The 19,008-nt window shown below is 40.9% G+C and carries 20 protein-coding genes; 13 read left to right on the forward strand and 7 right to left on the reverse strand.

Going from position 1 to position 19,008, the window contains the following annotated elements:
• Positions 1-11: 11 nt before the first annotated feature.
• Together AC4CU3_RS02065 and AC4CU3_RS02070 are read left to right on the forward strand one after the other, a co-directional pair.
• The gene (locus tag AC4CU3_RS02065; protein WP_490737968.1) at positions 12-935 is read left to right on the forward strand and encodes a CysB family HTH-type transcriptional regulator; all 924 of its coding nucleotides are present in this window, start codon (positions 12-14) and stop codon (positions 933-935) included.
• 119 nt (positions 936-1,054) lie between these two features.
• Complete coding sequence (locus tag AC4CU3_RS02070) at positions 1,055-2,263, forward strand: outer membrane protein transport protein (RefSeq protein WP_490737969.1); 1,209 nt, start codon at positions 1,055-1,057, stop codon at positions 2,261-2,263.
• 59 nt (positions 2,264-2,322) lie between these two features.
• Here AC4CU3_RS02070 and carO read toward each other — a convergent pair whose 3' ends face one another.
• Complete coding sequence (gene carO / locus AC4CU3_RS02075) at positions 2,323-3,039, reverse strand: ornithine uptake porin CarO (protein WP_279737085.1); 717 nt, start codon at positions 3,037-3,039, stop codon at positions 2,323-2,325.
• Between the two features lie 302 nt (positions 3,040-3,341).
• Between carO and dapD the strand changes: the two genes are divergently transcribed.
• From dapD to AC4CU3_RS02105, 6 genes are all read left to right on the forward strand, one after another.
• A complete protein-coding gene (gene dapD, locus AC4CU3_RS02080; RefSeq protein ID WP_004693827.1) occupies positions 3,342-4,163 on the forward strand; it encodes a 2,3,4,5-tetrahydropyridine-2,6-dicarboxylate N-succinyltransferase in 822 nt (273 codons plus the stop codon).
• Between the two features lie 95 nt (positions 4,164-4,258).
• On the forward strand, positions 4,259-4,969 hold the full coding sequence (gene queE / locus AC4CU3_RS02085; protein WP_078425990.1) for a 7-carboxy-7-deazaguanine synthase QueE: 711 nt from the start codon (positions 4,259-4,261) through the stop codon (positions 4,967-4,969).
• A gap of 43 nt (positions 4,970-5,012) precedes the next feature.
• The gene (gene queC / locus AC4CU3_RS02090; protein WP_004693831.1) at positions 5,013-5,681 is read left to right on the forward strand and encodes a 7-cyano-7-deazaguanine synthase QueC; all 669 of its coding nucleotides are present in this window, start codon (positions 5,013-5,015) and stop codon (positions 5,679-5,681) included.
• 16 nt (positions 5,682-5,697) lie between these two features.
• The gene (locus AC4CU3_RS02095; RefSeq protein ID WP_004693833.1) at positions 5,698-6,105 is read left to right on the forward strand and encodes a hypothetical protein; all 408 of its coding nucleotides are present in this window, start codon (positions 5,698-5,700) and stop codon (positions 6,103-6,105) included.
• 72 nt (positions 6,106-6,177) lie between these two features.
• Positions 6,178-6,870, forward strand: a complete 693-nt coding sequence (locus tag AC4CU3_RS02100) for a Dph6-related ATP pyrophosphatase (protein WP_490737970.1) — start codon at positions 6,178-6,180, stop codon at positions 6,868-6,870.
• 9 nt (positions 6,871-6,879) lie between these two features.
• Positions 6,880-7,338 (forward strand): peroxiredoxin, encoded by a 459-nt coding sequence (locus AC4CU3_RS02105; RefSeq protein ID WP_183176171.1) that lies wholly within the window; start codon positions 6,880-6,882, stop codon positions 7,336-7,338.
• Between the two features lie 72 nt (positions 7,339-7,410).
• Here the strand turns inward: AC4CU3_RS02105 and AC4CU3_RS02110 are convergent, their stop codons facing one another.
• Positions 7,411-8,010 (reverse strand): LysE/ArgO family amino acid transporter, encoded by a 600-nt coding sequence (locus AC4CU3_RS02110; protein WP_279043684.1) that lies wholly within the window; start codon positions 8,008-8,010, stop codon positions 7,411-7,413.
• Between the two features lie 118 nt (positions 8,011-8,128).
• On the opposite strand from AC4CU3_RS02110, the gene AC4CU3_RS02115 reads away from it, so the two are divergent.
• Positions 8,129-9,019 carry a LysR family transcriptional regulator ArgP gene (locus tag AC4CU3_RS02115; protein WP_279043685.1) on the forward strand — a complete coding sequence of 297 codons (891 nt, stop codon included), beginning with the start codon at positions 8,129-8,131 and terminating at the stop codon, positions 9,017-9,019.
• A gap of 37 nt (positions 9,020-9,056) precedes the next feature.
• On the opposite strand, the gene AC4CU3_RS02120 is transcribed toward AC4CU3_RS02115, so the two are convergent.
• Together AC4CU3_RS02120 and AC4CU3_RS02125 are read right to left on the reverse strand one after the other, a co-directional pair.
• Positions 9,057-9,653: a YceI family protein gene (locus tag AC4CU3_RS02120; RefSeq protein WP_183173814.1), complete on the reverse strand. Its 597-nt coding sequence runs from the start codon at positions 9,651-9,653 to the stop codon at positions 9,057-9,059.
• Positions 9,654-9,696: 43 nt separating this feature from the next.
• Positions 9,697-10,266: a nicotinate-nicotinamide nucleotide adenylyltransferase gene (locus AC4CU3_RS02125; RefSeq protein WP_126036059.1), complete on the reverse strand. Its 570-nt coding sequence runs from the start codon at positions 10,264-10,266 to the stop codon at positions 9,697-9,699.
• Positions 10,267-10,370: 104 nt separating this feature from the next.
• On the opposite strand from AC4CU3_RS02125, the gene AC4CU3_RS02130 reads away from it, so the two are divergent.
• Positions 10,371-11,171 carry an enoyl-CoA hydratase-related protein gene (locus tag AC4CU3_RS02130; RefSeq protein WP_183173813.1) on the forward strand — a complete coding sequence of 267 codons (801 nt, stop codon included), beginning with the start codon at positions 10,371-10,373 and terminating at the stop codon, positions 11,169-11,171.
• Positions 11,172-11,275: 104 nt separating this feature from the next.
• Entirely contained in the window at positions 11,276-12,031 is a 756-nt protein-coding gene (locus AC4CU3_RS02135) for a nitroreductase family protein (protein WP_178927847.1), read from the forward strand.
• A gap of 226 nt (positions 12,032-12,257) precedes the next feature.
• On the opposite strand, the gene AC4CU3_RS02140 is transcribed toward AC4CU3_RS02135, so the two are convergent.
• Positions 12,258-12,578 carry an NGG1p interacting factor NIF3 gene (locus AC4CU3_RS02140; protein ID WP_490737971.1) on the reverse strand — a complete coding sequence of 107 codons (321 nt, stop codon included), beginning with the start codon at positions 12,576-12,578 and terminating at the stop codon, positions 12,258-12,260.
• 162 nt (positions 12,579-12,740) lie between these two features.
• On the opposite strand from AC4CU3_RS02140, the gene AC4CU3_RS02145 reads away from it, so the two are divergent.
• A protein-coding gene (locus AC4CU3_RS02145; RefSeq protein ID WP_151867843.1) for an IS3 family transposase occupies positions 12,741-13,816 on the forward strand; the annotation gives its coding sequence in 2 pieces (ribosomal slippage) (positions 12,741-12,993 and positions 12,993-13,816; 1,077 coding nt in all).
• Positions 13,817-14,148: 332 nt separating this feature from the next.
• A complete protein-coding gene (locus tag AC4CU3_RS02150) occupies positions 14,149-14,487 on the forward strand; it encodes a hypothetical protein (protein WP_490737972.1) in 339 nt (112 codons plus the stop codon).
• A 162-nt stretch (positions 14,488-14,649) separates the two neighbouring features.
• Here the strand turns inward: AC4CU3_RS02150 and AC4CU3_RS02155 are convergent, their stop codons facing one another.
• Complete coding sequence (locus AC4CU3_RS02155; RefSeq protein ID WP_004693854.1) at positions 14,650-14,778, reverse strand: KGW motif small protein; 129 nt, start codon at positions 14,776-14,778, stop codon at positions 14,650-14,652.
• A gap of 224 nt (positions 14,779-15,002) precedes the next feature.
• Positions 15,003-18,839: a phosphoribosylformylglycinamidine synthase gene (gene purL, locus AC4CU3_RS02160; protein WP_279043689.1), complete on the reverse strand. Its 3,837-nt coding sequence runs from the start codon at positions 18,837-18,839 to the stop codon at positions 15,003-15,005.
• Positions 18,840-19,008: the final 169 nt, after the last annotated feature.

The following is a 19,008-nucleotide window of genomic DNA, read 5'->3' on the forward strand; positions in this document are numbered from 1 at the left end:
GATCCAAGACTATGAACTTTCAACAACTCAGAATTATTCGAGAAACGGTGAGACAAAACTTCAACCTCACCGAAGCCTCTGCTGCACTGTATACCTCTCAGTCAGGCGTCAGTAAGCACATCAAAGACCTAGAAGATGAATTAGGCGTACAGCTTTTTATTCGTAAAGGGAAACGCTTACTGGGTTTAACTGAACCAGGTCAAGCACTACTGGGTATTGTTGAACGTATGTTGGTCGACGCAGACAATATTAAACGTCTTGCAGATGATTTTAACCGTGTCGATGAAGGCACTTTGACGATTGCAACTACACATACCCAAGCGCGTTATGTGCTACCGCCAATTGTTAATCAATTTAAAAAAGAGTTTCCAAAAGTTCATCTTATTTTACAACAAGCCAGCCCAGTTGAAATTACCGAAATGCTTCTGCAAGGTGAGGCTGATATTGGTATTGCAACTGAGTCACTGACCACTGAGGACAATCTTGCTAGTGTACCGTTCTATAATTGGCAACACAGCATTATTACCCCGCAAAGCCACCCTCTGGCGAGCAAGCAAAATATTAGTATTGTAGACTTGGCGGAATATCCACTGATTACCTATCACGGCGGTTTCACTGGACGTTCAAAAATTGACAAAGCCTTTGAAGATGCAGGTGTGGATGTCGACATCGTAATGTCTGCTTTAGATGCCGACGTGATTAAAACCTATGTTGAACTCAATATGGGCGTCGGTATTGTCAATAATGTGGCCTATGACGTTGAACGTGACTATCGTTTAAAACAAATTCCAACTGATATTTTTGGTCTCAATACAACATGGATTGCAGTGCGTAAAGGTCACCTCCTACGTGGCTATGGCTATGAATTTATCTCGTTGTGCTCACCAGATGCAGACATTAAAGCGCTTAAAAGAGTAGCTTATCCTGAAGACTAAAAGGCTTTTATTCTAAAAAGAGACCCCAGAGTCTCTTTTTTTATTTTTAAAACCATATACTTTAAATGGGTATGGTGTATTATTTGTTCAAATGATAAAAATACTAGTGAGCAATAACAGTGAATAAAAATCTGTTGGGCTCTCCATTACTTTGTTTATGTTTCTATTCGTCGGGATCAAGTTTTGCTGCTGCTTTTGAACTGTCAGGTCAAACAATACAACCCTTTTTTGAACGTGGAAATTATGCAGAAGTTTCTCTGGCTTATATTGATCCAGATGTTTCTGGCCAAGTTCAACATACAGAGATACTACAACAGTTTGGCATAAATGACTTTTCAACAGGCAATTTAAGCAATGAACAAGTAATGCTGGGAGCTGCATTAAAACTACAACTAAATCCTCAATTCAAATTTGCTGTCATTTATGACCAGCCTTTTGCTGTAGACATCGATTATCACTATCGCCCAAAAATTTACGGTGAAAGTCATGAAGTTGAATCTGCCGATATCGACTTTGAAAGTCATAATCTCAGCTCGCTTTTAGGCTACCAATTCAGCCCACAATGGGAAGTCTATGGCGGTTTAAGCTATCAAAGTTTTGCAGGCTCTTTAAAAGCGAAAGGTCAGACCTATTCTGTGTTTGATGGCTATGATGCCGAGTTTAAGCAAGATGAAAGCTTGGGCTGGTTAGCAGGTATTAGTTATAAAATTCCTGAATATTATTTTAGAACATCTTTGACTTATCGCTCAGCGATTAAACATGAAATCACTACAACAGAATCTATCGAGATCGGCGTAGACACACCCAATGTGATGGAGGTGAAAACACCACAATCGGTGAATCTTGATTTCATGACAGGACTTCCCTATCAAAATATTTTGTATGGGACGCTACGCTGGGTAAATTGGCAAGACTTTGTCATTCAACCACCCAAATTTAAAGCTGTGATCGATTATGTTGCGATATTTTACCCTGAAGCCAAAGACGTTAAACTTATTCAGTACAATGAAGATCAATGGTCTGCAAAACTTGGCATAGCACACGTATGGAATAAAAAATGGCTGAGTACTATGGAGCTGCTCTGGGACTCTGGGATTAATAATCCTGCATCTACGCTTAATCCAAGTGATGGTTATCAAGGCATTGGTCTAGGCAGCATGTACACATACAACACTGAGTTTGATATTGCGGCTGGTCTATATTATTTGCATTTTAAGAAGCCCAAAACATCTTCCGACTCAAATCCACTGGCAAACATTACAGGACTTTCAGCGCTGAATGATAATGATGCATGGATCTTAGGACTCAAATTTGCCCATCATTTTTAAAGAATTTAGCTAAAATCAGACACAAAAAAACGAGCCGAAGCTCGTTTTTTATCTGTTAATTACCAGTGGTAACTTACACCCAGTTTAGCAACTGGCATCCACTCGTATTTATCATCGTTACGTACTTCATTGATGTGCTTTTCAACTAAAGTAGCATCAGTTGGTGAACCACCGTGATAGTTTACGTTCGATACTGTTGGGTTGCCTGTATAGTATGCACCGACTTCACCAAAGACACCCCAGTTTTGATTAATTCGAGGTGAATAACCAAGACCTAAATATGGTGAGATATTATTGCTATAGTCAAGGTCATAGCTTAATTGGCTTAAACCTGTATCCTTCCCATCAACTTTGATCGTTCCACCATCATTACGGGCTTGTAGACCATATTGTTGATCAACATAGCCAACACCTGCGGCAATATATGCAGCCTGCGCCCATTTGTTAGTACTTGCACCCCATGGACGAATTTCTGCATTTAAATAAGTCAGATTGTTATCCATATCGACATCGTAATTTACATCGTCAACTTCCACATCATCCGACCACGAAATGTCACCACCGTTGTAACCTAACGCTAAACCCACATATGGGTTAGCTGTCCACAACAAAGCGCCGCCATAACCTGTTGTACCAACTTCAGCACGAACACCAGTAGGAATTAATTTATTTTGGTCAAAAGCATAACCATCTTTTACGACTGCATCATCAGCAAAAGCTGTACCTGCGACTGCTGACATTGCTGCTGCAATTGCAACTAAACGTAATGATTTCATGTTTTTTCTCCTCCAATCAAAGATTTTTTTACATCATTTACAATTTTTTGATGAGCCCATCATAAAACACCTCTTGACTGTTTTTTATTCTAAATTTAGGTTGTTTTTGTTATTTTTTGATACATTTTATACTTTCTTGTTGTTTTAATTCACAATTCTTTACTTAATTTTCCAGTTAAACCGGCTCTAAAAGCCTTATATCCAATCATTCATTATTATTTCCGATCCTATGCTGTTTTTTCATCTATTCTCTGCACAATATAGTGTAAAATCAGGAAAATTTTTTTTCTGGAAGGAAGATCATGTCTCAGCTTTCAACAATTATTGAACAAGCGTTTGAAGACCGTGCGAATTTTACAGCAGCGGACTGTCCTGCTGAAGTTCGTGCAGCAGTTGAAGAAGTCATTGCTGGTTTAGATAACGGGACATTACGTGTTGCTGAAAAAATTGATGGTGAGTGGGTTGTTCATCAATGGGTGAAAAAAGCTGTGCTTTTATCATTCAAACTAAATGACAACAAACCAATTGAGTCATGTGACCTTCAATTCTACGACAAAGTAGATACCAAATTTACAGGTTGGACTGAAGAACAGTTTAAAGCGGCTGGCGTACGTGTTGTTCCTCCTGCGGTTGCACGTAAAGGCTCTTTCCAAGCGAAAAACGTGGTGTTAATGCCTTCTTATGTCAACATTGGTGCATATGTTGACGAAGGCACCATGGTTGACACATGGGCAACTGTTGGTTCATGTGCTCAAATTGGTAAAAACGTTCACTTATCTGGTGGTGTAGGAATTGGTGGTGTTCTTGAGCCACTTCAAGCAAACCCAACGATTATTGAAGACAACTGCTTCATCGGTGCACGTTCTGAAATCGTAGAAGGCGTGATCGTAGAAGAAGGTTCTGTGATTTCGATGGGCGTGTTCATTGGTCAATCGACTAAGATTTTTGACCGTGCAACTGGCGAAATTCACTATGGTCGTGTACCAGCAGGTTCTGTTGTAGTTGCAGGTAGCTTACCTTCTAAATGCGGTACTTACAGCCTGTATGCTGCAATCATCGTGAAAAAAGTAGATGCACAAACACGTTCTAAAACGAGCTTGAACGATTTACTACGCGACGAATAATTTTTCGTTGTCGTTCGGAACTAAAGTTCCTCATCTCTACGGTTAAGACTAGCCGTAGAGATTTTTGTTTTTCTAACCTGTGGTTTAATTTTGCTATGAATACGCTTCGATCTTCTGCTATCCCTGTTTCTGATCCTTCTGCGGGTCTACGTATCACGGAGATCTTTTATTCTTTGCAAGGAGAAGCCAACACCTCAGGACTGCCAACAGTTTTTATTCGTTTAACGGGTTGTCCACTACGTTGTACATACTGCGATACGACCTACTCGTTTGAAGGTGGCGAACGCCAATCTTTAGATCAGATTATTCAAACCACGCTTGATTTTAAAACCCCTTATGTCTGCGTGACAGGTGGTGAACCTCTTGCACAGCCCAATGCGTTGCCTTTAATGCAACGTCTTGCTGACCTCGGCTGTCAAGTCTCTTTAGAAACCAGTGGCGCTTTAGATGTGTCTAAGGTTGACCCACGTGTTTCAAAAGTATTAGATTTGAAAACCCCAACTTCAGGTGAAGTTGCACGAAATTTGCTTTCGAATCTCGACCATTTAACCCAGCACGACCAAATCAAATTTGTCATTTGTAACCGTGAGGATTATGAATGGTCAAAACAGCAAGTTGAAGACTATAAACTCAATGAAAAAGTCAGCACAGTATGGTTCTCTCCTGCTTTTGCCGTTGAGAAAGGTGCTACTCGTTTACCTCAACTTGCACGTGACTTAGCGCAATGGATATTAGAAGACCATCTCCCTGTTTGCTTCCAACTCCAACTCCACAAGTTGCTTTGGAATGACGAAACTGGTCGCTAATACATTGCCTATTCATCTTTAATTTATATTTGGAGAAATTTGTATGCGCCCTCGTGCCATAGTTTTGTTATCTGGCGGTTTAGACTCAACAACTTGTTTAGCATGGGCGCAAGCACAGTATGACTGTACAGCGCTCAGCTTTATGTATGGTCAACGCTCAACCACTGAGCTCGATGCCGCACGCGAACTGACAAAAAAAGCAGGCGTAGAACATCGTGTCATTAATATCGACTTAGGTAATTTGGGCGGTTCTGCGTTAACAGACCATAGCATTGATGTTCCAGATCATGAACAAGTCGGTATTCCTGTAACTTATGTTCCAGCACGTAACACGATTTTCTTATCTTATGCCCTAGCAGCAGCAGAAGTTTTAGATGCCGAAGCCATTGTGATTGGTATTAATGCTGTTGATTATTCAGGGTATCCTGACTGTCGTCCTGAATTTATTGAGGCATTTGCCAACATGGCTCGCCTTGCAACCAAGGTTGGCGTTGAAGGAAAACCTCTTAAATTTGAAACACCTCTGTTACATTTATCCAAAGCAAATATTATTCGCTTAGGTATAGAACATGGCGTAGACTATAGTCAAACGGTGTCTTGCTACCAAGCAGATGACCAAGGACGTGCTTGTGGGAAATGCGACAGCTGCCGTCTTCGTAAAGAAGGTTTTGCAGATGCTGGCGTAACAGACCCAACGCGTTATATACCGTAACGACAAGGTACAGTTTATGAAAAATTTAAAATCAAACATTTTGCTTTCTACATTGGTGTCTGCAGCTGCATTGTTCGCTACAGCTTCAAATGCTGCTGAATCGAACAAATTACAAGAAGCGTATAAAAGCAGCAATGTAAAATCGGCATTAATTAATGTTTGTAAAGAAGAAACTGCAAAAAGCAAAAAGCTTAGCGCAGCAGAAGTAAGCAAATACTGTACTTGTGCAGTTGAAGCTGATGGTAAGTTGACCAATGCACAAAAATGGGAAATCCAAAGTGCGATCAACCAAAAGAAAAGCCCATCTACTTTAGCTTTTGTACAAAAGCAAAATAAAGACTTGCAAACATGTTTCGGTCCACAGTTAACAGGTAAATTAAAATCTTTAACTGAAGAAGCAATGAAAGCTGCTCCGAAAAAATAATTCACTGAATGTGAATAAAGCCTGCTCTATGCAGGCTTTTTTATATGTTCAAAATAGATAGAACCTGAAAATATGCTCACCGAATGGAATACACGCGCCCAAAATCGCAAATTTGTTGCGTCATATAGTGGTGGAAAAGACAGCAGCCTTGCTTTATACCAAGCGATGCAAATGGGTGAACCTGTTGCATTAATTGTCATGTTAGAAGAGCAAGGTCTGAAATCACGCTCACATGGAATGTCCCTCGAAATTATTCATGCGCAGGCCAAAGCAATTGAGCTTCCCATCTACAGTGCCTCTGCGACATGGCAAGACTATGAAAACCAGTTCATTCAACTGTTACGAAAAGCTCAAGCTCTTGGAGCAGAAAGTTTAGTCACAGGTGATATTGATTTAATGGCACATGCTGAATGGAATCAATCCGTTTGCGATAAAAGTGAGCTCAGCTTATGTATGCCATTGTGGCAACGTCCACGTTCAGACATTGTGCATGAGCTTATTCAGCTTGGTTTTCAAAGCATCATCGTTACGGTCAACTTAAACTTAGGCATGACAGTTGAAGACTTAGGTCAAGTGCTTAGCCTTGAATATGTCAATGAACTGGTTGCAAGAGGTATTGACCCTTGTGGTGAAGCGGGTGAATTCCACACTACGGTGATTGATGGCCCAATTTTCAAACATCCACTTTCGGTCGTTAAAGGTGATATTCTGTATCACGAAAATTATGCCTTTTTACCACTTGAATTAGAACAACGCGACATTTAAGGATAGAACATGACTGATACCATCCAACTCCCAAATCAGAACTTTCCAGCCACAACGGGTGAAGTGAACTTAACTGAAGTGCCGACTGAGTGGCTGATTGTGTATTTTTACCCGAAAGATTCAACGCCTGGTTGCACAACTCAAGCCGTTGGTTTTTCATGTTTAAAAGATCAGTTCGATGCCCTACAAACCACAATCATTGGTGTTTCACGTGACTCGGTTAAAGCGCACCAGAATTTTACAGAAAAGCAGGCTTTAACCATTAATTTAATTAGCGACAAAGAAGAAGTGCTGTGTAAACACTTTGATGTGATTAAAGAAAAAAATATGTATGGTAAAAAAGTGATGGGTATTGAGCGCTCAACTTTTATTTTCCATAACGGTAAGCTGGTTAAAGCGTATCGTAAGGTAAAAGCTGCGGGACATGCTGAACAAGTTTTAGAAGACTTAAAAGCATTACAGGCTTAATGTACATCAGCCCGCAAATGCGGGCTTTGTTTTTTGTGATTTTTTAATTTATAGTTTTTATTGCACACACTTTTACTTCACAAGCAGTGAAATGGCGATTCCCCACATCACTAAAGCAATAATCGCATCCAGTAGATTCCACGCTTTCGGATTGGCAAAAATCGGAATCAATACGCGAGCACCATAGCCCAAAGCAAAGAAAAACAACCAAGATGCACACACAGCCCCTAAAGCAAAGTACGCAGGTTGCTCAAACTGAGTTGAAATAGAACCCAGTAAAATAACCGTATCTAAATACACATGCGGATTAAGCCAAGTCAGCGCCAAACACAGCAAAATAATATTCACTAGATGATGCTTTTCAATGGGACTTGCCTCCAAGCCCTGCTGTGATTTGAATGCCCGCAGCGCATGTTGGAATCCATAACAAAACAGGAAAAGTGCCCCCGCCCATTTGGCAAACTGAATAATTTCAGGATAGTGCTGAAGCACTTTTGAAAAACCCGAAACGCCTAAGACAATTAAAATCGAATCCGACAGTGCACAGACAAGACACACCCAAAAAACGAACTGCTTTTTGAGCCCCTGTTTTAGCACGAATGCATTTTGAGCCCCAATGGCAATAATGAGGCTCATCCCGACTGCAAACCCTTGTACATATGTACTTAACATTTTGACTTTTCAACTTAATTGATGATGTCAGGATTATCTTTCATTTTTCATTTAATTAAGTATTATTTAGAAAATATCAATATAACTAAAATATTTTTAGTTTAAAGTGAGTCTTGATATGCTGAATCATAAACAGTGCGACGCATTTTTAGCTGTGGCAGAAACAGGAAGTTTTGACCTTGCTGCTGAACAGCTATGCATTACTGCTTCAGCCGTCACTTTACGCGTACAAAGCTTAGAAAAAAGCTTGGGACATTTATTAATTGTGCGGGAAAGACCCTGCCGACCCACACAGTCAGGTCAATCACTGCTGCATTATTTGCAACATAGCCGACTGTTAGAGCAAAGTTTCTTTCAGAACCTCACGGGTCATATGAACACCTCTGCTTTTTATCAAATCAACATTGCAACCAATGCCGACTCCTTAGCGACATGGCTGTTGCCCTTGCTACAGTCGACATTAATTGAAAAAAAGATCGTGGTGCATTTTCAGGTCGATGACCAATCGCAAACCCACCACTTACTTGAAGCCGGTTTGGTGAATGCCTGCGTGACAGATGAATCCCAAGCCATGAAGGGCTGCGTAGCGGAATACATTGGCGATATGAACTATCGTTTTGTCGCCACGCCAACTTTTGTGCAGCAATGGTTTAAACAAGGTGTCAACCGAGAGTCTCTACGTACAGCTCCTGCACTGATCTTTAATGCAAAAGACCAACTCCACACCGCGTATATCCAACAAAAGTTTGGCCTCAATCCAACTCAATATCCACATCACTTTATTCCATCTTCCAGTGCATTTTTTGATGCGGTTACGATGGGACTCGGCTATGGTTGGTTGCCCTATTACCAAGCCAAACCGCGTTTCCAGGATGGCTCATTGGTTGAGGTGGATCCTGAACTCAATATCGATTTGCCTTTGTATTGGCATCATTGGAAACAGCAGTCGATGCAGTTAAATCTGCTAACAGATCTCTTGATTGAACAGGCTCACGCAGCGATGAATTAATAAAGCCCTGAATATAGGTCTTTAAGATATGAAGCCTCTATTGCACTTTCCACTGCCCTGACAGTTGAATATTCACTTTTTCGCCTACACCAGCAATGGCTTTTTTCATGCCAAAGTCACTTCGGCTAATCACGGCTGATGAGTGAACATCCAGCAGATTGGCATTACTGGCACTTGGTTTTAAAGTCGTGTTAAAGCTAACAGGCTTGGTAATGCCGCGAAGTGTTAGGTTCCCAACAATATTATATTGACCGCCACCCAAATCTTTAAAACTGGTACTTTTAAAATTAGCGGTTTTGTACTTGGATGCATAAAACAAATCTTCACCCAAAATCATATTTTTCAGTGAAGGTTTACTTAAGCTTAGGCTATTTACATCCATGACAAAGTTCGTTGAAGCATGCTGTGGTGCTTTGGCATCAAACTGCATGCTAGATTGCACACGATTAAACTTAGCTCTTACAACGGTTACACCTAAGGATTTAATTTCAAAACCTACATTACTCTGAGGTGTCAATGTCCATGATTGGGCCTGTACTTGAGTGCTGAATGCAAATGTAACACCTGCAATCAACAAAGCATTTTTAATGACCGCATAACGTGCAATCTGTTTCATCTGTTGTTTTCTATCCATGGAACTCGATCCTCGTCGAAATATTTTTATTCGACTGAGAACATTAGTCTAAATTGGATAGGTCCTGAGTTAAAAATTTGTGTTGTAACTGTTTATATATTTCACTTTGTTGGAATTTATGTAAAAACTCACTGGTCCCCAATGGAAACGCCTGCTCTAAAATATCGCCTCGATAATAAGCCTCACGAACAGGTGTTGCAGACATCGCGTCTTGTAGACTATCGAGCTCAACCATTTGCCACTCAGGAAAAAGCTGTAAATAATACGAGGAATCATCTTTAAAATGGCCAATCAGTCCAACCTTCGCCTCAGGTGTGACTACATGATTCACTAATTTTTTTACCAATTGCACCCATTTAACATCATTATAAACATCAATTACATGTACAAAGTGAATCCGTTTTTGATGTGCTTCTGAAAAGTTCGATAAAATCATTTCTTCACGTTCAGATGCTAAAAATGGATTTTTCGTATTTCGTTCATTTTGCGCAGAGCCTAAAGCCAAAATGACATTTTCACTTTGCTCTAAAGCAATCTTGATGGTTTGCATATGTGCCAAGTGAAATGGCTGGAAGCGACCAATGAATACGAGATAATCAAATGTATATGGCATAAATCTTTTACTTTTTTATGAACTGGTCAGTTGTGTCGATCATAAAATTATGCGACATAATGAGCCCATAAAATTAAACCAAACTTTCTAGCAAGGATAGTACGATGACACTGAGCTGTATTCAACAACCTCATCAACATTTGAATGCAAAATTAGACAATGGCGTACTGACATTAGCCATTCACCGTCCTGAAGCAAAGAATGCGTTGTATGGCGAACTTTATTTATGGATCGCAAAAGCTTTAGATGAAGCAGATCTAGACAATAGCGTTCGTGCTGTCATTCTACGTGGTGAAGACGCGGACTTTACCGCTGGCAACGACATGCAAGATTTTATGAAATCTGCAGCGCAAAAAGGTCAAGCACCTGCGGCTGAAGGCCCTCCATTTATTTTACTTAAATCTGCCGCAAAATTTTCTAAACCGTTGATTGCTGCTGTACGTGGTGTGGCGATTGGTATTGGGGTAACGATCCTGTTACATTGTGACTTGGTATATAGCGACAATACTGCTCTATTCCAGATTCCATTTGTCAGCCTTGGTTTATCTCCAGAAGGTGCTTCAAGCAAATTATTGGTAGAACAAGCAGGTTATCACAAAGCCGCTGAATTACTGCTGACCGCTCAGAAGTTTGATAGTGCAACTGCAGTTGCTGCAAATATTGTGAACAGTATTGAAGATGATGTGTATGCTACAGCAGCTAAAAAAGCGGCACAATTGTCTGCTTTACCTTTAGCCTCTTTAGTGCAGTCTAAAGCGTTGATGAAGCACAATGTAAATGAAATTGTGGCTTGGATTGATCATGAAGCTGAAATTTTCATGGATCGTGTCGGCTCTCCAGAAATGATGGAAGCCGTATCAGCATTTATGCAAAAGCGTAAACCTGATTTCACCCAGTTCAACTAATCCTTGATCGTTGAATCACTAAAAACCACTGTGTTTCATATTACACAGTGGTTTTTTTATTTTCCGTCCCAACATATTTAAGAACCCATTCGGAAAAACTACTTATGTCGAACACTACAGAAAAAAAGCGTTACTTTGAGCCTGCTCCACAAGACATCGATGTCGAAAATTTTAAGAAAGTCATCCAGAGCCGCCGTTCGGTTCGCAAATTTACCAAGACAGAAATTCCAGCTGATGTGCTTGATGACTGTTTAGATTTGGCCCTGCTTGCGCCAAACTCATCCAATCTACAGCCGTGGACTTTTTATGTGGTACAGAACCCGACCAAGAAAAAACAACTGGTCAAAGCTTGCCTAAATCAGCTGGCAGCTAAAACGGCGTCAGAACTGATCGTATGTGTCGCGCGTACAGACCGTAATGATGAAATGGCAAAACGTAATATTACCGAGTTCCCTTTTCCTGAAGCACCTGCGGCTGTACAGAAATATTATAAGTTCATTCCTTATAACTATAAGACAGGTTACTTAAATGCACTGGGTAACTTTAAGAAAGTGGCTTTCAAAATTGCACGTAGCTTAGACAAACAACTGCCTGTAACTGCATTTAATCAAGCCGATGCAAAACTTTGGGCAAGTAAAACCACAGCTTTAGCATGTGAGAATCTAGTGCTAGCTTTACGGGCTTATGGTTTTGATAGTTGTATGATGGAAGGTTTTGATGAGCCTTTGGTACGTAAACTATTAAATCTAAATGATCAGCAATACCCTGTGATGGTGATTGGTGCAGGTGAGCGTGCAGAAGACGGTGTATTTTTCCCGCAGTACCGTTTTGATCGTGAGTTATTTATTCAGAAGGTTTAATATTAGCTTTCTCAATGGAATCCTTTCATTAAAGTTTTAATTTCAGGATTAACCTTCGGTTCGACCTACTTTTCTTTCGGGAAAAGTAGGCAAAACCATTGTCATTCGTAAAACTCGTTCTATTCCGTCGTTTATCTATTTAGTCGCAGAAACTTTATCTGATCAATTAAGTCCTGCCTCAAACAGTTGCGAATGCCGTTAACGTGTCTCAAATATATTTTTAGATTCACCATTGAAGAACATCGACCATCTGAATAAACTCAAAAGCTGGCTCTTCATAGGGATGGCTTAATTTTAAAGCCTTTACCACAGTGACAGCTTTCTCCTCTGGAACAATGGTTTCTACCCGCCACTCTGGAATTTGCTCCAAAGCATCCAACTCACCTATAAACGGATTTGCATCTTTTACAGGTTTAAACTGGCCTGTATTTAAGACCTGCCAAGCACAGTGCTCATAGTTTCCTATACCACCTGCCCCCGCTTCAAAAATCGCAAGTTTGGTAGATTCAAGGTGAGATTCAGGAACATAGTAGATGAGTTTGAGCATTTCTATTTAAGTTGTATTTCATTAATATAAAAATAATAATATGAAGTGGTTAGTACAATGTCTAATAAAAATTCAAAAATAGATTTAGCTTGGTAATCCCCCCTAAAAATAATAGGATCTAAAAGTAGAATTTTCTCTTAAGATACGAGCAGGAGATTCTGCATGAAAACATCTAAATTTACTGACAGTCAGATCATGTCCATCTTGAAACAGGCAGAATCTGGCACACCTGTAGCGACCCTTTGCCGTGAACACGGCATGAGTAATGCTACCTTTTATAAATGGCGTGCCAAATATGGTGGTATGGATACATCATTAATGGCTCGACTGAAAGAGCTAGAAGCCGAAAATACCAGACTTAAAAAGATGTATGCGGAAGAGCGATTAAAGGCCGAAATCATCCAGGAAGCGATGGCAAAAAAGTGGTAAAGCCATCTTGCCGGCGTAAGATGGCACAACAGGCAGTTGCCCAGCATGCCATTAGTATTCGTTTGGCTTGTAAAGCATTTGGCATTAGTGAAACCTGCTACCGCTATCAAGCCAAACTCAGCGATGACAATGCACTCATTGCTGAACAGCTCATTGAACTCACTGAGGAAAATTCCGATTGGGGCTTTGGTTTGTGCTTCTCGTATTTACGGCATGTTGAGAGTTGCTGCTGGAATCACAAGCGGGTTTACCGCATTTACTGTGAGTTGGCACTGAATCTGCGTATTAAACCGAGAAGAAGACTAAAACGGCATGCGCCTGAACCATTGAAAGAACCAATCCGAGAAAATCAGGTTTGGTCATTAGATTTTATGCATGATCAGCTTTCCGATGGTCGCAAGTTTCGATTATTGAATGTGATTGATGATTACCGCCGCGAAGGCCTAGCCATTGAAGCAGGGTTCTCATTGCCCACAATCAGGGTTATTCGTACGTTGAATCAATTGCTGGAGTGCAGAGAAAAACCGTTAGTGATCCGATGCGATAATGGTCCCGAATTTATCAGTCACGAATTTGTGCGCTGGGCTACTGAGCACGGTATTCGTATTGAATATATTCAACCGGGTAAGCCACAGCAGAATGCGTATATTGAACGCTATAATCGGACCATACGTTATAGTTGGCTGAGCAAGCATTTATTTGATACTTTGGATGAAGTACAAGATTATGCAACAAACTGGTTGTGGCATTACAACCATGAAAGACCACATCAAGCTAACAAAGGAAAGCCACCTCTAATGGCTGCTTAACCTCTACTTTTAACTTCGGTTATTTATGGGAGGATTACCCTTTCACCGCAACTGAAAATCTTGCAGATGAAATACTCTTTAAAACTGCTAATACTTTTTTAGAAGATGCCGTTAAGTCCATTCCCTTCGCATCGCTTATTAGCAGTTCAATTCAGGCTTATACACAATTTCGAACGCTTAAGGAACAAAAACAGCTTTTAGCTTTTATTCAAGAAACAGAAACTAATAACCCTGATTTTATTAAAGATTTTTTTAAAGATAAAAACAACACTGAACTCGGTTTAGAAATACTAGGCATACTGGATCAAACCTATTTAGAACATCAAGCTCGAATGATTGGACGTGCTACTTTATTAAAATATAATGGGAAAATATCTAAACAAGAATTTGATAAATATACTTATATTATTACCAAACTAAATAACCATTTGACCAATATCGTTGAAGAAACATACCAACTACATCAGCAACGTCTTTCAGATCCACTACAAACTCATTATCCTCCAAACTCGATTGATCTTCAGAATGCTAATATGGATTTACTTAGCTTCGGTTTTCTTATTTTCAATCAGCCACCTCATTGGGGTGATAAATACAAAAAACACTTGAAATCTCAATACACTGTTCAAGAGAAATTTCTTTACTTTTACCACAACATTTTCAAAGACTAAATTCAATCACATGACTTGCGACATGGATGTCGCACGTTAGACTGTGGGACAGGACGTCCCATCAGTCTAACAAAAGGGTTTTGTTACTTTTGCCCAATCAAAAGTAAAAATAAAATTCTTATAAAGAAAAACCGCCTCACGGCGGTTTTTTAATTCTCAAAATCACATCTGCAATGCATAACCCAAAATCAAAAAGATCAATTGCAAGCTTAAAATCACAGCAAACAACTTCCATCCTTTTTTACGCAATGCAGACTTATCCACTGCTTCGTATGTAACTGTTTTAATCATGTCATCACCTCATACATGAGTGTTGATACTGAATTTGTTTAGCAATCCATCTTTCTTCTATTGTGCATGATATTTGTGCATTTATTACACAATATCACTTTCACATAAATATAAAAGCAAAATCTAAACCAACTTCAACGGGAGAAATAAAAATTAAAAAAACAAAAAAGACGATTCAATAAAAAAGCCACCCGAAGGTGGCTTTTCAAAACACAAACTTCAAATTAACCAATGAACTTACGTGCATTGCGGAACATACGTAACCATGCACCGTCTTCTGTCCAATCTTCAGGCTTCCAAGAATGCTGTACAGCACGGAAGTTACGTTCAGGGTGCGGCATCATAATTGTTGCACGACCATCTTTCGATGTAACACCTGAAATCGCTTCTGGCGAACCATTCGGGTTCATTGGATAGTGCTGAGTTGGATTCCCTTGGCTATCGACATAACGCAAGATCACTTGATTGCCTGCATTTAATGCCACTAAGTTATCTTCGCTTGTCACCACACGACCTTCACCATGTGCAACTGCGATCGGCAGGATTGAACCTTCCATACCTTCTAACAATACAGAGTTCGATTTTTCAACACGAACGTTAACTGCACGCGCTTCAAACATCTCAGAAGTGTTGCGGTGGAAACGCGGCCAAGCTTCAGCACCCGGAATCAGTGGAGCCAATTGCGACAACATTTGACAGCCGTTACAAATACCAAGAGAGAACGTTTCGTCACGATTGAAAAATTTTTCAAATTGGTCACGAAGTTTCGGGTTGAACAAAACTGATTTTGCCCAGCCACCACCTGCACCCATGACGTCACCGTAAGAGAAACCACCACATGCCACAAGACCTTCAAAGTCATCTAGGCTGATACGACCTGCAAGTAAGTCGCTCATGTGCACGTCTACAGTGTTGAAACCAACTTTGTCGAATGCCGCAGCCATTTCAACATGACCATTTACGCCTTGTTCACGTAAGATCACCATGTTTGGACGACGTTCGTTGATGTACGGCGCTTCGATTGGCTCATTCAAATCAAATGTTGGTTTTGCAATAATACCAGCATGTGATTTGTCCGTGATCAATGCAAATTCTTGATCCGCTGTTTCTACGTTGTCACGTAGACGTTGAATCTGATGTGATACTTCAGTCCACGCCACTTGCAAGTCTGCACGTTCAAGCACTAAGCCATTTACCGTCAATTGATCGGTGTTGTTTACCGTACCAATGACCGCAATTGCATCGCGTAATGTAGATGCCGCAACTTCTTCTGCAAGTGTTGCCCAATCAGACGTGCTGATTTGAAGCACTGCACCAATTTCTTCTGCAAATAAACTTTCAGTTGATTGATCTGCTAAAGCCACACCTAAGCGTGAAGCGAACATCATTTCCGCAACAGTTGCAAGTAAACCACCATCACCAATGTCGTGATACGCTTTGATTAAACCGCGGTTGTTCCAGTCTTGAACCAAGACAAAGAATGCTTTGAAGTCATCAAAACTATCTACATCTGGTGTCACTGAACCAATCGCTTTATAAACCTGAGCAAGGATCGAACCACCTAGGCGGAACTGACCTTTAGAAAGATCAATACGGACAAGTACTGATTCTTCATTTTTCAATTCAGGCGTTAAGGTTTTACGTACATCAGTCACAGGAGCAAAGGCTGTGATTACACCTGACATCGGTGAAGTCACCGATTTGTCTTCGCCTTCATCATTCCAAGTAGTACGCATTGACAATGAGTCTTTACCCACTGGAATTGCAATACCGAGTGCAGGACACATTTCCATACCGATGGCTTTTACACCTTCGAATAAAGCTTGGTCTTCACCTTTTTGCCCTGCCGCCGCCATCCAGTTTGCAGACAATTTAATGTCACTGATCTGGTCGATTTTTGCAGACATAATATTTGAAATCGACTCTGCAACCGATAAACGCGCAGATGCCGCAGGATTTAACAAGGCAACAGGCGGACGTTCACCCATCGCCATTGCTTCACCTGTATAACCTTGTAAGCTTGTTGTGGTTACTGCTGCATCTGCAACAGGAACCTGCCAACGGCCAACAAACTGATCACGTGCAACCATACCTGTAATTGAACGGTCACCAATGGTGATCAGGAATGATTTCGATGCAACCGTTGGATTTTTAAGTACACGGTAAATTGCATCTTTCAAATCTGTAACTTTAGAAGCATCAAAGTCGTCGCCTTGACGTTCAATCGTTTCATACGAACGGCTCATACGAGGTGTGCCACCTAGCATGACTTGCATTGGCATATCCACGGCTTTGTTATCAAACAATGGATCGTTCACCGTCAATTGACGCGCTTCTGTTGCTTCACCTAAAACGGCAAACGGACAACGTTCACGTGCACATAATGATTCAAATAATTCTAAAGAACTTGGACGAATCGCCAACACATAACGTTCTTGCGCTTCGTTTGACCAGATCTCCATTGGTGACATGCCCGGCTCAAGCGAAGGAATCTTACGTAAATCAAGAATCGCACCCAGTTCGTGGTCATTCACCAATTCAGGCATTGCGTTCGAAACACCACCTGCACCCACGTCATGCACAGACACGATTGGGTTGAAGTCTTCCATACGCCAGCATGCATCAATCACTTCTTGGCAACGACGTTCCATTTCAGGGTTTTCACGTTGTACAGAAGCGAAGTCTAGGTTTTCACCGAGTTTACCGCTGTCTACAGAAGATGCCGCACCGCCACCTAAACCAATCAGCATTGCAGGGCCGCCGAGAACGATGAGTAAATCGCCTGGTTGAATCGCATCTTTTTCCACGTGGTCTGGACGGATGTTACCGTAACCACCCGCAATCATAATTGGCTTATGGAAGCCTTTTACATCGCCATTTACATTTTGTTCAAATGTACGGAAGTAACCATTTAACGCAGGACGACCAAATTCGTTGTTAAACGCAGCACCACCCAATGGGCCTTCAATCATAATTTGAAGCGGAGATGCCATACGAGATGGTTTGCCGTAATTTTCTTCCCAAGGTTGTTCAAAACCCGGAATGTTCAAGTTAGACACCGTAAAGCCAGTTAAACCTGCTTTTGGTTTACCACCACGACCTGTTGCGCCTTCATCACGGATTTCACCGCCCGAACCAGTCGCAGCACCCGCAAATGGTGCAATCGCTGTTGGGTGGTTATGCGTTTCCACTTTCATCAGGATGTGAGCGGCTTGGCTCTTATATTTATAAACGTGGTGACCCGTCGCTTCATCTTTCTTTGGATAGAAACGCTGAGTATCAAAACCAACGATCACCGAAGCATTGTCTTTATATGCCGACAATACATCTGTTGGTGATTCTTTATAGGTGTTTTTAATCATTTGGAACAATGACAATGGCTGTTTTTCACCATCAATTGTCCATTCAGAACCAAAGATTTTATGACGACAGTGCTCTGAGTTTGCCTGAGCAAACATCATCAGTTCGATATCGTGCGGATTACGACCGAGCTTGTTAAATGCAGCAACTAAATAATCAATTTCTTCATCAGAGAGTGCAAAACCAAACTCAGAGTTCGCCTTCACTAAAGCGTCTTTACCCTGACCTAATATGTCGATTGCGTTTAAAGGCTTTGGTGCAGTTTCAGAGAACAATGCAGCAGCGTCTTCAATTTGATTGAACACACTTTCAGTCATACGGTCATGTAAAACTTGCTTCACTGCATCCGATACTTCAGAAATACCCTTTAAAGTAAACAAAACACCGCGTTCTAAGCGGTGTATCGGGGTATTACAGTTAGCAAAAATATCCGTTGCCTTTGATGACCACGGCGAGATTGTACCTACACGTGGCGTCACAAGGACTTGAACTTCATCACTTGTCGCTTCGCGAACTTGGAAGGTTGCGCCATCATTTAATAGCTGCAAAGCAGATTGCTGTTGTTGCTCGTCGAGCGCTTGGTCGAAAAGGTAAACCCATTGGCTTTCTATTGATTGAACAGAACTGATAGACGATAGACGTGTTAAAAGTTGTGTTTGCTTAAAAGAAGAGTGTGCAGGTGCACCGGCAACGATAAACATGCTGTTTTTGGCTCCACGGGCAGGTCTAGACAACCTACCTCAATGTGACTTGAAGAGAGCGCATATTCTACTGTGTATTGCCAAAATCAGCTAGTCGTCTACGACTTAAAAAAGTGAGATTTCTTTGTTTTAAAAGATCAATTTACTTTGACTTTAAAAATCAAACATG

This window comes from Acinetobacter sp. 802_lipA, from assembly GCF_058242885.1.